A 14,793-nucleotide genomic window follows, 5' to 3' on the forward strand; every position below is an offset into this window, starting at 1 on the left:
TTTTTGGGGGGGGCCGGCAAGATTGAAAGCGAGAGTTTCGTGCAGCGCAACGCGGCGGAGTATTTCCGCTTCGTCATGCGCAGCGGCAGCAAGGAAATGCTGATCATCTGCGACGGCCATGCCGGCACGATCCGCCGCCAGATCGATATCTGGGGGGATCTTTAGGTTTTCCAACAGACCTTGAGACTGCAGCAGGCAGCCGTATCAGGCCGGATCGGCGTTGACGATCCGGTAGCCGACGCCGATTTCGGTGACGATGTGCTTGGGTTGCGCCGGATCGTCTTCCAGCTTCTGGCGCAGGCGTTGCATGTAGATGCGCAGGTAGTGATGATCTTCGGTATGCGACGGCCCCCAGCCTGCCGCCAGCAAGGTGCGGTGCGTGATCACGCGGCCGGCGTCGCGCAGCAGCGTGGCGATCAGGCGATGTTCGATCTGGGTCAGGTGCACCGCCTCGCCGCCCTTGCTGGCCGTGCGCGCCGGCAGATCGATCAGCAGATCGCCGAGACGGAAACGTCCGGTCGCCGCGCTGGCCTGGCTGCGCCGACGCAACTGGGCGCGGATGCGCGCCAGCAATTCCGGCACGCCGAAGGGCTTGGTCAGGTAATCGTCGGCGCCGGCGTCGAGCGCGGCGACTTTTTCCGCCTCTTGCGTGCGCGCCGACAGGATCACGATCGGCACATCGCTCCACGAGCGGATGTCGGCGATGACCTGCTTGCCGTCCTGGTCGGGCAGGCCGAGATCGACGATGACCAGATCCGGTTTGCGGGTGCCGGCTTCCACCATGCCCTCGCGTGCGGTGCGCGCCTCATGGACGATGAAACCTTCCTGCTCGAGCGCGCCGCGCACCAGCTTGCGGATATGGGCGTCGTCCTCGACGAAAACGATATTGCCTGCATGATCCAACATGATCGTTATTCCTCTTCCGGCAAGGCCGGAGGTTTGTCCAAAGGCAAAGTGAAACAGACGCGCGCGCCGCGCCCGCCTTCTGCAGGCAATGCGCGTATCGTGCCTCCATGCGCATCGACAATCGCGCGGCAGATCGCCAGCCCGAGGCCGACGCCGGGCGTGCTCGACTCGGTATCGCCGCGGGTGAATTTTTCAAACGCGCGCTCTTCCATGCCCGCCGGGAAACCCGGGCCGCGGTCGATCACGCTGATTTCCATCAGGCCTGCATTTGCTTTCGCATCGACCACGATGATCTCGCCGGCCGGCGCGTACTTGACGGCATTCTCGATCAGATTGGCAAAGACCCGTTCAATCAGCACGGCGTCGAAACGCACCAGCGGCAGGTCGGCCGGCAGGTTCGTCTCGACGCGGCGCTCGCCCAGCGTCTTGTTCAACAGTCGCAACGCGGTGCCGACGACTTCCTCGATCGAATTCCATTGGCGATTGAGCGTGATGCCGCCGGATTGCAGGCGCGCCATGTCGAGCAGGTTTTCCACCAGCCCCGACATGCGTTGCGACTGCTCGCTGATGGTGACCGCCATCTCGCGTTCGTCGGCGCCCAGAGACGGTTGCCGCGCCAGCGCTTCGGCGCTGCCGACCAGCGAAGTCAGCGGCGTGCGCAGGTCATGCGAGATGGCCGAGAGCAGCGAATTGCGCAGGCGTTCGGACTCCATCGTCACCAAGGCATCCTGGGCCACCTCGGCATAGTGCAGACGCTCGATGGCCATGGCGATCTGCGAGCAGAAGATCTCCAGCATCTGGCGGTTCTCGGGCAGCGCCAGTTGCGCCGCGGCAAGCTGGCGCTCTTCCTCGCTGGGCGCTTCGATGGCGAAGGCCAGCACGCCGCGGGTGCGCATGGTGGCCGTAAGCGGCAAGTACAGCGCCGCTGCCGAGGGCAAGGTGGCGGTGCCTTTGCCGGCGGCCTGGCCATTGTCATAGACCCACTGCGCCACGCCGGCGTCGACGTTCCTGAAGACATGCGCAGCGCCGCTGTCCTGCTCGGGCTCGGCCAGGCGCAACTGGTCGGCGCTGTCGGGCAGGAAGAAGGCGATGCGCGCACCAAACACGGCGGCCAGGTGACGGCGACCGATCTCCAGGATCTGGTCCAGCGTCAGCACCGCCGCCAGTTCCTTGCCGAGCATGTACAAGTTGCCGGCGCGCGCTTCGCGCAGCATGGCGACGTTGGCTTGGTGCCGCATGCGCGAGGCCAGCGAACTGATGAACAGCGACACCGCCAGCATCACCAGCAAGGTAATCAGATATTGCGCATCCGAAACGCTGATGGAAAAGCGCGGCGCCACGAAAAAAAAATCGAAGGCCAGCACGCTCATGACCGACGCCAGCGCCGACGCCGAGCGCCCGTAACGCACCGCGACGATCATCACGCCGACCAGGTACAGCATGATCACGTTGGCCGGATGCAGATAGGCGATCAGCCACCACGCCATCGCCGTGGTCACGGCGCAGCTGACGGTCGCCCACAGATAGCCGCGCCGGCGTGCCGGCGCAGACGTCCGCCGTCGTCGCGTGTCTCTTCGACCGGGGTCCTGACGCTGTCATCGCGTCCCGACTCCGCCGGGCGCGCTACGGTATAGACGTCGATATCTTGTCCGTTTGCGGCGATGCGTGCGGCCAGGTTCTTGCGCCACCAGCGCGTCCAGCCGCGACCATGGGATTGACCGATCACCAGCTTGCCGGCGTTGCGGCTGCGCGCGAATTGCACCAACGCCTGCGCCACGTCTTCGCCGGTGATGCTGGCGGTTTCCGCACCCAGCGATTGCGCCAGCTTGAGGTAGCTCACCACCCGTTCGCGCGCCTCCATGGCCTGGCGCTGACCGGGCAGGTCCACATGCACGGCCAGCCATTGAGCCTGTAGCTTGGCGGCCAGGCGCGCGGCTTCGCGGATCAGCCGTTCTTCACCGGAGCCGCTGCCGATGGCCACCACGATGCGTTCCTTGGTCTGCCACAGCTGGACGATGGAACGATCGGCGCGGTACTCGCGCATGTCGGCGTCGACCCGATCGGCGGTGCGGCGCAGGGCGATCTCGCGCAGCGCCAGCAGGTTTCCTTTACGGAAAAAATTGCGTCCGGCTTTTTCCGCCTGTTGCGGCAGATAGACCTTGCCTTCCTTGAGGCGCTGCAACAGTTCGTCGGGCGGCAGATCGACCAGCGTGACTTCGTCGGCCTGGTCGAAGACATGATCGGGAATGGTCTCGTGCACGCGGATGCCGGTGATCTGGCCGACGACGTCGTTGAGGCTTTCGATGTGCTGGACATTGACGGTGGTGTACACGTGGATGCCTGCATGCAGCAGCTCTTCGATGTCTTGCCAGCGTTTGGCGTGGCGCGAGCCGGGGACATTGGAATGCGCCAGTTCGTCGACCAGGATGACGGTCGGTTTGCGTTCGAGCGCGGCGTCGAGGTCGAATTCGTGGAGAGTACGGTCGCGGTATTGCGTGCTGCGCAGGGGCAGGCGCTCGATGCCGTCGAGCATGGCTTCGGTGTCGGCGCGGCCATGAGTTTCGACGATGCCGGCCAGGACTTGCTCGCCTTGTTCCTGGAGGTTTTTCGCGGCGGCCAGCATGGCGTAGGTTTTTCCGACGCCGGCGGATGAGCCGAAGAAAATCTTGAGCCGGCCGCGCGTCTGACGGTCTTCGTCGCGCATGACGCGGTCGAGGAGGTCGTCGGGATCGGGGCGGGTCGTCATGTCGGGGTTATCGGGGTTGGAGCATTGTAGTGGCAAAAGGCCGGTGCTACCTAGACGTAGCACCGGCTGCGGCGGGCCTCTCCATTGCCGTTCGGACTGAGTAGCGGCGCAGCCGCGTATCGAAGACGCTCCTGAGCCTGTCGAAGGAGGGGGCGCTACGCTGCCGACTCATGCAGAGCAGTCGGCGTACCCTTCGATACGACGCTGCGCGTCTACTCAGGGCGAACGGGTCGGAGGGTGATCCTATTGTCTGGCATCCGTCTTGGGCAAGGGGGCCGCCGCATCCAACGCCAAATTCAACTTAAGAACATTAACGCGAGGCTCACCGAACAACCCCCACTGCGCCGCCTCAGTCTGCCCCCTGACCAGCGAGCGAACCCGCTCCAGAGACAAACCCCGCACCTTCGCCACCCGTGCCGCCTGATACTCCGCAGCAGCCGGGCTGATATGCGGATCCAAGCCGCTACCGGACGAGGTTAACAAGTCCAGAGGAATCTCCCGACCTGCACCGGGATCAGCAGCACGCAAAGCCTCCTCGCGCGCCTTGGCCGCATCAACCAACCCAGGATTCAAAGGACCGAAATTGCTGCCGCCGGAAGCCACTCCGTTATACGGGAAAGTCCCCGAACTCGACAGACGGCCCCAGAAGTATTTGGGCTCGGTAAAGTTCTGGCCGATCAGCCCCGAACCGACCGGCACGCCGTCGCGCACGATGACGCTGCCGTTGGCCTGGGCCGGGAAGAAGGCCTGGCCGACCAGCGTGATGACCGCCGGGTACAAGCCGCCCAGGATGAGCGACATCAGGATGAACAGCGAGACCGCAGGACGCAGATAAGTTTTCATGACAATTCCTTCAACAAAATTAAGCCAGGCCGAACACGCCGAGCAACACGTCGATCAACTTGATGCCGACGAACGGCACGACCAACCCGCCCAAACCATAGATCAGCAGATTGCGACGCAACAGCACCGCCGCTCCCAGCGCCCGATAACGCACGCCGCGCAAGGCCAGCGGGATCAGCACGACGATCACCAGCGCATTGAAAATCACCGCCGACAAGATCGCCGACGAGGGATTGTTCAGATGCATCACGTCCAGCGCCGCCAGTTGCGGATAGGTGGTCGCGAACATCGCGGGGATGATCGCGAAATACTTGGCGACATCGTTGGCGATGCTGAAAGTCGTCAGACTGCCGCGCGTCATCAGCATCTGTTTGCCGATCTCGACAATCTCGATCAGCTTGGTCGGATTGGAATCCAGGTCGACCATGTTGCCGGCCTCCTTGGCTGCCTGCGTGCCGGTGTTCATGGCCACCGCGACGTCGGCTTGCGCTAATGCCGGCGCATCGTTGGTGCCGTCGCCGGTCATCGCGACCAGCTTGCCTTCGGCCTGATGCTGGCGAATCAACGACAGCTTGTTCTCCGGCGTGGCTTCGGCAAGGAAGTCGTCGACGCCCGCTTCGGCCGCAATCGCCGCCGCCGTCAGACGGTTGTCGCCGGTGATCATGATGGTCTTGATGCCCATGCGGCGCAGCTCGGAGAAGCGCTCCTTGATGCCGCCCTTGACGATGTCCTTCAGCTCGATCACGCCAAGCACGCGGATGGAGCCATTGGCGGCGTCGGTCTCGGCCACCACCAGCGGCGTGCTGCCGCGACGGGCGACGATGTCGACGGCGGCGGCGACTTCACCCGGCACCTGCTGGCCGGCCTGCTCGGCCAGCTTGCGGATGGCGTCGGCAGCGCCTTTGCGGATCTGGCGATGACCGATGTCGACGCCGGACAGGCGCGTCTGCGCGGTGAATGGAATGAACACCGCACCCAGACTGCCCATTTCGCGTTCGCGCAGGTTGAAGCGCTTCTTGGCCAGCACCACGATGCTGCGGCCTTCCGGCGTCTCATCGGCCAGCGAGGCCAGTTGAGCGATGTCGGCGAGTTCCTGCTCGCTCACGCCGTTGGCCGGCAGGAAAGCCGAAGCCTGGCGATTGCCGAGTGTGATGGTGCCGGTCTTGTCCAGCAGCAGCACGTCGACGTCGCCGGCCGCTTCCACCGCACGTCCGGAAGTCGCGATCACGTTGGCTTGCATCATGCGGCTCATGCCGGCCACGCCGATGGCCGACAACAGGCCGCCGATGGTGGTCGGGATCAGGCACACCAGCAAGGCGATCAGCGCGGTCACGGTGACCGGTGCGCCGCTCTGCGCCACATTGACGCTGAACACCGAGAACGGCAGCAAGGTCACCGTCACCAGCAGGAACACGATGGTCAGCGCGACCAGCAACAAGGTCAGCGCGATTTCATTGGGCGTCTTCTGGCGCTTGGCGCTTTCCACCATGGCGATCATGCGGTCGAGGAAGGCTTCGCCCGGATTCACCGTGACGCGTACGATGATCCAGTCCGACAGCACGCGGGTGCCGCCGGTGACGGCGGTGAAGTCGCCGCCCGACTCGCGGATCACCGGCGCAGACTCACCGGTGATGGCGCTCTCGTCGACGGTAGCGACGCCTTCGACCACTTCGCCGTCGGCCGGAACATGGTCGCCCGCTTCGATCAGTACGAAATCGCCCTTGCGCAGGCTTGCGCCTTCGACCAGTTCACAGCGGTCGTTGCGGTTTACCCGTTGCAGTTTCTTGGCGACCACGCTCTTCTTGGCGCTGCGCAGAGATGCCGCCTGCGCCTTGCTGCGGCCTTCCGCCAGCGCTTCGGCGAAGTTGGCGAACAGCACCGTGAACCACAGCCAGACCGCGACGGCGAGGATGAAACCGGATGGCGCTTCGCCGTGACCGTTCAGCGCCTGCACATACAACAGCGTGGTCAGGATGCTGCCGAGATACACCACGAACATCACCGGATTACGCCACTGCGCGCGCGGCGACAGTTTGCGGAACGAATCGGTCACGGCCGGTTTGACGATCGCCGGATCGAACATCCATTTGGTCGCGGATGTCGCCACGGGCACGACGGGTACGGTAGCAGTTGCACTCCCGGCAGGGGTAACTTTTTTGGCAGGATTATTTGCCATGTTTTTCTCCAATTCAGACATTAGTGAATCGCCATCATCTGCAGATGCTCGATCACCGGACCCAGCGCCAGCGCCGGGACATACGTCAGTGCGCCGACCAGGATCACCGCGCCGATCAGCAGCGCGACGAACAGCGGACCATGCGTGGGCAAGGTGCCGGAAGTTGCCGCCAGGCGCTTCTTGCCGGCCAGCGAGCCGGCCATGGCGAGCACCGGCACGATGATGCCGAAGCGGCCCAGCCACATGGCGATGCCGGTCATGACGTTGTAGTAAGGCGTGTTGGCCGACAAGCCGGCAAAGGCGCTGCCGTTGTTGTTGGCGGCCGAGCTGAAGGCGTAGAGGATTTCCGAGAAGCCGTGCGCGCCGGGGTTGGCGATGCCGGCCAGCCCGCTTTCGACCATCACCGAAATCGCCGTCAGCACCAACACCAGCGCCGGCGTCATCAGGATGGCGATGGACATCATCTTCATGTCGAACACGCCGATCTTCTTGCCCAGGTATTCCGGCGTGCGGCCGATCATCAGGCCGGCGATGAACACCGCCAGCACCGCGAAGATCAGCATGCCGTACAGACCCGCGCCGACGCCGCCGTAGACCACTTCACCCAGCTGCATCTGCAGCATCGGCACCAGTCCGCCCAAAGGCGACAGCGAGTCGTGCATGGCGTTGACGGCGCCGCAGGATGCCGCCGTGGTGATCGCCGCAAATAAGCTGGATGCAATGGTGCCGAAACGGGTTTCCTTGCCTTCCATCATGCCGCTGCCCTGCGCCGCATGAGCGGCCGCCAGTGCTGGATTGGACTGCTGTTCAAAGTGCATCACCGTCAGCGCCATGACGATGAACAGCAAGGTCATCGCGGCCAGGATCGCCCAGCCCTGACGACGGTCGCCGACCAGCATGCCGAAGCTGGTGCACAGCGCGGCGGGAATGATCAGGATCGCCAGCATCTGCACGAAGTTCGACAACGGCGTCGGATTTTCATATGGGTGCGCCGAGTTGGCGTTGAAGAAACCGCCGCCGTTGGTGCCGACCATCTTGATAGCTTCCTGCGAGGCGACCGGGCCCATCGGCAAGGTCTGCTTGCTGGTCTTCATGTCGTCGACGAGCGGATTGCCCTTCTCGTCCTTGAGCGGCTGGCCTTGCGGATCCAGGCGCGGCACGGTGTAGGCAGTGGTCTCCAGCGTCGATACTTCGACATAGGATTTGAAATTCTGGATCACGCCCTGGCTCATCAGCACCACGGCGACCAGCACCGACAGCGGCAACAGCACGTACAGGCTGGCGCGCGTCATGTCGACCCAGAAATTGCCGATGCTCTTGCTGCTGTGACGCGCGAAACCGCGGATCAAAGCAAAAGCGACGGCGATGCCGGTGGCGGCCGAGACGAAGTTCTGCACCGACAGCGCCAGCATCTGGGTCAGGTAGCTCATCGTGCTTTCGCCGACGTAGCCCTGCCAGTTGGTGTTGGTGACGAAGCTGACCGCCGTGTTGAACGACGAGTCGGCGCTGACGTTAGCCATGCCGGCCGGGTTCAGCGGCAGCCACATTTGCAGGCGTTGCAGGCTGTAGACCACGAACAGGCCGACGATATTGAACAGCAGCAGCGCCAGCGCGTATTGCTTCCAGCCCATGCCGGCGTCGGCGCGGATGCCGCACAGGCGGTAGAGGAAATGCTCAATGCCGCCGAAGATGCGATTGACGGCGGACTTGCCTTCCATCACGCGGGCGATGTACCAGCCCACCGGCACCGACAGCATGAGCAGGACGACCAGATAGATCGCCAGTTGGGTTATCGAGGCAGTCATATTCATGCTAAAAGGCCTCCGGCTTGATCAGGGCGTAGATCAGATACGCCAACAGGCCGACCGATACGGCCAGCCCCAGTATTTGCATGACGGTCATTGCATGTCCTCCAGCTTCTTGCAGGCGACGACAAATGCCCACATGACGATGCTGCAAGCCAGCAAGCCGCCGATATATAGAAAATCCATGTCCTGCTCCCTTGATGAATGCTTACGGAGCAAACGATAGGGCGAAGGACGTTAAATCCGGATAAAACTATCGGAAGGCGGTATAAATTTTGTGTAAACAAGAACGCGCCGCTCGGGGCGGCGCGTAGTGATGGTGTTGACTGTGACTAGAAGGAAATAAGGCGGCGGACGGCGATGTTGATGTTTATGGTGATAATCAGACCGAACTTTCCTCGGTATTCCACTCGACCCGGTTCTTGCCGGCGCGCTTGGCGGCGTACATGGCCTTGTCGGCCTGCGCCACCAGCGCGTCCTGGTCGATGTGCTGGCCCGGTTCGTAGATCGCCACGCCGATGCTGGTGGAGACGTTGACGGTCGCCGCCGTGAGGATAAACGGCCGGCGCATCGACACCAGGATTTTTTCCGCCACGCCCATGGCGTCGGCCGGACCGTGCAGGCGCTCGAGGATGACGGTGAATTCGTCGCCGGCCAGGCGCGCCACGGTGTCGACTTCGCGCACCGCATCGATCAGGCGCTCGGCGAACTTGACCAGCAGCTCGTCGCCGGCTTCGTGGCCGTATTTGTCGTTGATGCTCTTGAAACCGTCGACATCCATGAACAGCAAGCCCATCTGTTGCGGTTCGCGGATGGCCCGCGCCATCGCTTCGGGCAGCTTCTCTGTAAACGCGCGGCGATTCGGCAGGCCGGTCAGGATGTCGGTCAACGCCATTTCCTGCAACGAGTTGCGGAAGGCCTGGCGTTCGGTGATGTCGTGCAGGAAGGCAATGAACAGGTGACCGGCGCGGCGGCGCACGTAGCCGACCGTCATTTCGATCGGCAGCTCGTTGCCGTCGCGGCGCAGCGCGTTGATTTCGATGCGGTTGTTGATCACCATGCCTTCGCCGGTGTTGAGGAAGTGGATCATGCCGCGCCGGTGCAGTTCGCGCTGCTCGAACGGGATGATCAGTTCGGCCAGTTCCTTGCCGACGGCCTCCTTGTGGGCCCAGCCCAGCAGTTGCTCGGCCTGGCGATTCCATTCCAGCACCATGCCGTCTTCGTCGATGGCGATGAAGGCGTCGTGGGCATTTTGCAGGATCGCGCGCAGCTCGGTTTCGCTTTCTTCGAGGCGGATCTGGTTTTCACGCTGGTTGTCGAGCGACTGCTGCAGGGCGATGGCGGTTTCGTGCAGGCGCCGGGTGCGGTCTTCCACGCGTTGCTCCAGGCCTTCGTTGAGCGAGCGCACTTCGCGCAGATAGTTTTCTTCGCGCTGGACCATGGTGGACAGCGTGGTCGACAGCAGCTGGATTTCGTAATAGGTGCCGACGATGGGAATCTCGGCGCTATGGTCGCCGGTGGCGCGTCGCTCCAGTGCGGCGCTCAGTGCATTCATCGGCGCCACCAGCCGGCGCGTCATGAAGAACGCCAGCGCCATCAGCAGCAAGCCGACGATGCAGCCGACGAACAGCACCTGGCGCTCCAGGTCCTTGAAGCCGGACATGGCGACCTGCTCGGGCTGACGCACCAGCACGCTCCATTTCATTTCGGTGTATTCGCTGCTGAGGCCGGTGCGCGCAAAACCGGTCAGGTAGTGCTGGCCGTCTTCGCCGAGTTCGCGCATCGAACCTGACGGCAGATGCAGCGATGCCTTGAAGCTGTCGGAGGCAATTTTCTTTTCTTCGAGTTCGCGCGGACCGAGCAGCACGGTGCCGTCTTCACGTACGATCATGATCTCGACGTCGTAGCGGTCGTTGGCCGGATTGAGCAGTTTCTTGGCCAGGTCGCGCGCCCAGGTCCAACTGAGGTGCACGCCCAGGACACCCTGGAACTGGCCGTCCGGCCCCATGATCGGCGTGGAGATGTCGACGAAGCGCCACGGATCGGTCATGACCGGCAGCTTCTTTTCCAGCAGCACGGCGGGATGGTAATCGCCGACGAAGAAATCTTTCTGCGCCTTCTGATACCACGGCCGCTGCGCCACGCTCTGGCCTTCCAGCAAACCGTTGGCGGCGGCCAGCACGTTGCCATCCGGCGTGGCGAAACCGATCCAGGCGTAGTTGGGAACGTTTCTTTGCAATTCGTTGAAGACCGCACGCATGCGCGCCGGATCCTTGGCTTCGCGGATCGATGGCCGTTGCGACAGCTGCTTCACGTCGATGTAGCGTTCGCTCATGCTGCGGTCGAGCGCATCCTGCATTTGCCAGGCCAGTTGATTGAGACGCGCCTCGGCTTCGTGACGCGCGTAGCTGCGCGTAAATTGGTCCACCAGCGCCAGCACCGACGCCGTCGTGATCAGCACCGACAGCACAACTCCTATCGTGACCCATGAGGACAGACTCAATGTCGATGAGAGTTTTTTGATGCTCAAGATGGCTCCGGCTGCAGTTCGACGTGAGACCGAAAGAACGGAAATGGCATTGTTTGCCTTCCTCCCGGGCGCTCCCTTTTTGATTCTTTTATGGGGAATATCGAAATATTAGCCGGTCAATTGCATTGGGAGCAATACTTGGCGTGGGAATAAGACTGAAAGCTTGCCAGTCAGACAAGCTTTCCTCCCTGTAAACAGGCAATCTGTTGCAAAAACCGCCGGGCGAGATCTGCAACCGCCTGAACCAGCGTCCCGCGCCTTCTTCAACTCCCTGCTACGTCAGAACTCCAGCGTCGGCACCTTGGGGGTTAACGCGGCGCGCGCCTCGGCCACGATTTCAAACGACCGCAAACGCGCCGCATGATCGTGGATCTGCGCGGTGATCATCAGTTCGTCGGCGCCGGTATCGTCGATGAAATTCTGCAAGCCGGTGCGCACGGTCTCGGGCGAGCCCACGATGGCGCAGGACAGCGAGCGCTCGACGTGGGATTTTTCTTCCGGACGCCAGTAGTCTTCCATGCTCTCGCGCGGAGGATTCAACTGGCCCGGCACACCGCGCACGAGATTGACGAACTGCTGCTGCAGGGACGTGAACAGGCGCTCGCCTTCGCGGTCGGTCTCGGCGGCAAACACATTCAGGCCGAGCATCACGTGCGGACGCTTCAAGGCGTCCGAGGGCTTGAAGCGGGAACGATAAATTTCGACGGCCGACTTCATGAAGCCCGGCGCGAAGTGCGACGCGAACGCAAACGGCAAGCCCATTTCCGCCGCCAGCTGGGCGCTGAACATGCTGGAGCCGAGCAGCCACAGCGGCACATTCAGGCCGTAACCGGGCACTGCGCGCACCGATTGATACGGAGAGGCTTCCTTGAAATATTCCTGCAGCTCGACCACGTCCTGCGGGAAGGTGTCGGCGCTGTCGCCGAGGTGGCGGCGCAAGGCGCGTGCGGTGCGCTGGTCGGAACCGGGCGCGCGGCCGAGGCCGAGGTCGATGCGGCCGGGATAGAGCGACTCCAGCGTGCCGAACTGCTCGGCGATCACCAGCGGTGAATGGTTCGGCAACATGATGCCGCCGGCGCCGACGCGGATGGTTTTGGTGTTGGCGGCGATGTGCGAAATCACCACCGAGGTGGCGGCGCTGGCGATGCCGGTCATGTTGTGATGTTCAGCCAGCCAATAACGGTTATAGCCGAGCGCTTCAGCCTTCTGCGCCAGCTCCTTGCTGTTGTTGAAGGCCTGGGCGGCGGTGCTGCCCTGGTTGATCGGCGACAGGTCGAGTACGGAAAACGGAATCATGGTGTGTCCTTGTTGGAGCCCGCAGGGGATCGAAGCGGGCGACTGGAATGCTTACGCGATTTGCACTAGGCGATCTGAACAACCAGCTTGCCGAAGTTCTTGCCTTCGAGCAGCCCCATGAACGCTTGCGGCGCGTTCTCCAGACCCTGCACCACGTCTTCCCGGTACTTGATCTTGCCGGCCGCAACCCAGGCGCTCATGTCCTTGAAGAACTCGGCGAAATAACCGGCGCGCTGGTAGTAATCGAAGATGATGAAACCCTGCATGCGGATGCGTTTGGTCAGCAGGTTGCGCGGCAACGTACCCAGCAGGGTCGCGTTCGGCGCGACGCCGCTGTATTGCGCGATCAGGCCGCACAGCGGCACGCGCGCATGCACGTTGAGCAACGGCAGCACGGCTTCGAAGACCTTGCCGCCGACGTTTTCAAAATACACGTCGATGCCCTTGGGGCAGGCGTCCTTCAATTGTTGCGGCAAGTCCTCGCTGCGATGATCGATGCAGGCGTCGAAGCCGAGTTCTTCCACGGCATAGCGGCATTTCTCGGCGCCGCCGGCGATGCCGACCACGCGGCAACCCTTGAGTTTGGCAATCTGCCCGACCACCGAACCGACCGCACCCGTGGCGGCGGCGACCACCACGGTCTCGCCCTCCTTCGGCTGGCCGATGTCGAGCAGGCCGGCGTAAGCCGTGAAGCCCGGCATGCCGAACAGGCCGAGTGCGTACGAAGGACGCGGCATGTCTTTGTCCAGCTTGGTGGCGCCGGTGCCATCCGACAGCGCGTAGTCCTGCCAGCCGGTGTAGGCCATGACCAGATCGCCTTCCTGGTAATCGGGATGCTGCGACGCCACCACGCGCGAGACGGTGCCGCCGGTCATGACGGCGTCGATTTCCACGTGGGCGGCATAGGAAGGCGCGTCGCTCATGCGGCCGCGCATGTAGGGGTCCAGCGACAGCCACTGGCCGCGCAGCAGCAGTTGCCCTTCTTCCAGCGCCGGAACGGCCACTTCTTCGAGGCGGAAATTGTCGGCCGTGGGCGCGCCGGTGGGGCGCGAGGCCAGCACGATGCGGCGGTTGGTCTGGGGAGTCGTCTTTGTCATGGGGGAATCCTTTCCTGTTGAAGTTCGTCGGAAGATGTAGGCGCGGCTCAGCCAAGCTCAGCCCGCCTCATCCGGCCTCAGGCAGCACCAGCACCCGACGGGTGACCAGCATGGCCGCCTCCATCGGAGCGCGGTCGCGGCTCAGGCGCGACAGCAGGCTCGCGCCCAGCCATTGCTGGTACAGCATCTGGGCGGTGCGGTAAGGCTCCAGCACGGTGTGCAGCGAACCTTCGGCGACACCGGTGCGGATGGCCTCGGCAATGCGCGCGATGAAGGCTTCGGTGCCGGTGTGCAAGGCCACGCGCATGTCGTCGGACAGGTCGGCCACTTCGGCGCTGAGCTTGACCACCAGGCATTTGTGCTCGGCGATTTCGCAGCATTGCGTCTCCAGCCAGTAGCCCCAATACGTCAGCAAGCGCTCGCGCGCCGTGGTATCGGACTGGCCGTCTGCGCTAAAGCTCTTGTCTAGCCTCTGCAGATATTCGTCCACGTACTGCTCGATCAGCTCGCGGCCGTAGCGCTCCTTCGATCCGAAGTAGTGATAGAACGAGCCCTTGGGAATATCGGCGGCAGCCAGCAGCTCGTTGAGGCCCACGCCGGTGAAGCCCTTTTGGGCGATCAGACGGCGGCCTGCCTGCAGGATGCTGAACTTGGTTTCGGCGTAGGTATCTCTCATGCCGGTTATTTTACCGAAAAATTAGACCGGTCGTCTAAGACCGGTCTTTTTCACCTCCGCTGCCCTGCGCCCGCCATCAATGCCTGGCGCGATCCTCGGGCGGAAACAAGGGCCACACCAGCAACGCTACCACCGCGATAGCAAGCCAGACCGCCGGCCATCCCTGCCAGTGCAGCAAGGGCGGAATCGCCTGGGCGGCCAGGAAGAAGACCAGGAACACGCAGGTATTGCCCAGCCCCAGCGCCGTGCCGACCTGGCGCGGCCCGGCCAGCGTCGCCAGCTCGGTGTAGGCCACGCCATGCCATGCCGACGCGCACACGCCGCCCGCCACCAGCAACAACGCGATCGCCGCCAGCGTCCATTGCGGCCACACGGCAGGCGCCAGTGCCGCCACCGTACCGAGCGCGATATACAACGCCACGCTGAGTGCGCTGCAAGCGCGCAGGTAGCGACGGCGATTGCCGTGGCGGTCGGTCCAGCGTCCGCTCCACACGCGCATCACCGCCGCGCCGATCTGGATCGCAGCCATCGTCGCGCTGATCAGCCCCAGTCCGGCGTGGCCGACGTCGTGCAGGAAGATGGTGGCGAAGGTCAGCACCGATACTTGCGGAAAACACAGGATGCCGATCGCCATCGCCACGCGCCAGACCTCGATGTTGCCCAAGGCGCTGCGGTCCGGTGGAGCAGCTATCACGGATGACGGCGCCGCCGGCGGCTC

10 protein-coding genes and 1 pseudogene are annotated in these 14,793 nt (G+C 63.3%); all 11 read right to left on the minus strand.

What is annotated here, in order from left to right; all coding sequences use genetic code 11:
• Positions 1–204: 204 nt before the first annotated feature.
• Positions 205–906 (minus strand): response regulator, encoded by a 702-nt coding sequence (locus HLUSI_RS0121440; RefSeq protein ID WP_016835903.1) that lies wholly within the window; start codon positions 904–906, stop codon positions 205–207.
• A gap of 5 nt (positions 907–911) precedes the next feature.
• Positions 912–3,652: pseudogene (locus HLUSI_RS35010) on the minus strand (DUF4118 domain-containing protein).
• A 243-nt stretch (positions 3,653–3,895) separates the two neighbouring features.
• On the minus strand, positions 3,896–4,495 hold the full coding sequence (gene kdpC / locus HLUSI_RS0121450; RefSeq protein ID WP_016835904.1) for a potassium-transporting ATPase subunit KdpC: 600 nt from the start codon (positions 4,493–4,495) through the stop codon (positions 3,896–3,898).
• 19 nt (positions 4,496–4,514) lie between these two features.
• Positions 4,515–6,671, minus strand: coding sequence for a potassium-transporting ATPase subunit KdpB (gene kdpB, locus HLUSI_RS0121455; RefSeq protein WP_029363861.1), 2,157 nt, complete (start codon positions 6,669–6,671; stop codon positions 4,515–4,517).
• Positions 6,672–6,691: 20 nt separating this feature from the next.
• A complete protein-coding gene (gene kdpA / locus HLUSI_RS0121460; protein ID WP_029363862.1) occupies positions 6,692–8,476 on the minus strand; it encodes a potassium-transporting ATPase subunit KdpA in 1,785 nt (594 codons plus the stop codon).
• A 7-nt stretch (positions 8,477–8,483) separates the two neighbouring features.
• The gene (kdpF, locus tag HLUSI_RS29985; RefSeq protein WP_016835907.1) at positions 8,484–8,573 is read right to left on the minus strand and encodes a K(+)-transporting ATPase subunit F; all 90 of its coding nucleotides are present in this window, start codon (positions 8,571–8,573) and stop codon (positions 8,484–8,486) included.
• 285 nt (positions 8,574–8,858) lie between these two features.
• Positions 8,859–11,006: a diguanylate cyclase domain-containing protein gene (locus HLUSI_RS0121475; protein ID WP_157137957.1), complete on the minus strand. Its 2,148-nt coding sequence runs from the start codon at positions 11,004–11,006 to the stop codon at positions 8,859–8,861.
• A 279-nt stretch (positions 11,007–11,285) separates the two neighbouring features.
• Entirely contained in the window at positions 11,286–12,302 is a 1,017-nt protein-coding gene (locus tag HLUSI_RS0121480) for an LLM class flavin-dependent oxidoreductase (protein ID WP_016835910.1), read from the minus strand.
• 65 nt (positions 12,303–12,367) lie between these two features.
• Positions 12,368–13,399 (minus strand): NADP-dependent oxidoreductase, encoded by a 1,032-nt coding sequence (locus HLUSI_RS0121485; RefSeq protein WP_016835911.1) that lies wholly within the window; start codon positions 13,397–13,399, stop codon positions 12,368–12,370.
• Positions 13,400–13,466: 67 nt separating this feature from the next.
• The gene (locus tag HLUSI_RS0121490; protein ID WP_016835912.1) at positions 13,467–14,075 is read right to left on the minus strand and encodes a TetR/AcrR family transcriptional regulator; all 609 of its coding nucleotides are present in this window, start codon (positions 14,073–14,075) and stop codon (positions 13,467–13,469) included.
• 76 nt (positions 14,076–14,151) lie between these two features.
• Positions 14,152–14,793, minus strand: a 642-nt coding sequence (locus HLUSI_RS0121495; protein ID WP_029363863.1) for an MFS transporter, incomplete at its 5' end; no start/stop codon positions are given.

The organism is Herbaspirillum lusitanum P6-12 (assembly GCF_000256565.1).
In the GTDB taxonomy this organism is placed as follows: domain Bacteria; phylum Pseudomonadota; class Gammaproteobacteria; order Burkholderiales; family Burkholderiaceae_D; genus Herbaspirillum; species Herbaspirillum lusitanum.

Bases quoted from the DNA above. Each gene is read 5' to 3' on its own strand.
- HLUSI_RS0121480 (WP_016835910.1), bottom strand. From the start codon at position 12,302: ATGATTCCGTTTTCCGTACTCGACCTGTCGCCGATCAACCAGGGCAGC.
- HLUSI_RS0121490 (WP_016835912.1), bottom strand. From the start codon at position 14,075: ATGAGAGATACCTACGCCGAAACCAAGTTCAGCATCCTGCAGGCAGGC.
- kdpB (WP_029363861.1), bottom strand. From the start codon at position 6,671: ATGGCAAATAATCCTGCCAAAAAAGTTACCCCTGCCGGGAGTGCAACT.
- kdpC (WP_016835904.1), bottom strand. From the start codon at position 4,495: ATGAAAACTTATCTGCGTCCTGCGGTCTCGCTGTTCATCCTGATGTCG.
- HLUSI_RS0121485 (WP_016835911.1), bottom strand. From the start codon at position 13,399: ATGACAAAGACGACTCCCCAGACCAACCGCCGCATCGTGCTGGCCTCG.
- HLUSI_RS0121440 (WP_016835903.1), bottom strand. From the start codon at position 906: ATGTTGGATCATGCAGGCAATATCGTTTTCGTCGAGGACGACGCCCAT.
- kdpF (WP_016835907.1), bottom strand. From the start codon at position 8,573: ATGACCGTCATGCAAATACTGGGGCTGGCCGTATCGGTCGGCCTGTTG.
- kdpA (WP_029363862.1), bottom strand. From the start codon at position 8,476: ATGACTGCCTCGATAACCCAACTGGCGATCTATCTGGTCGTCCTGCTC.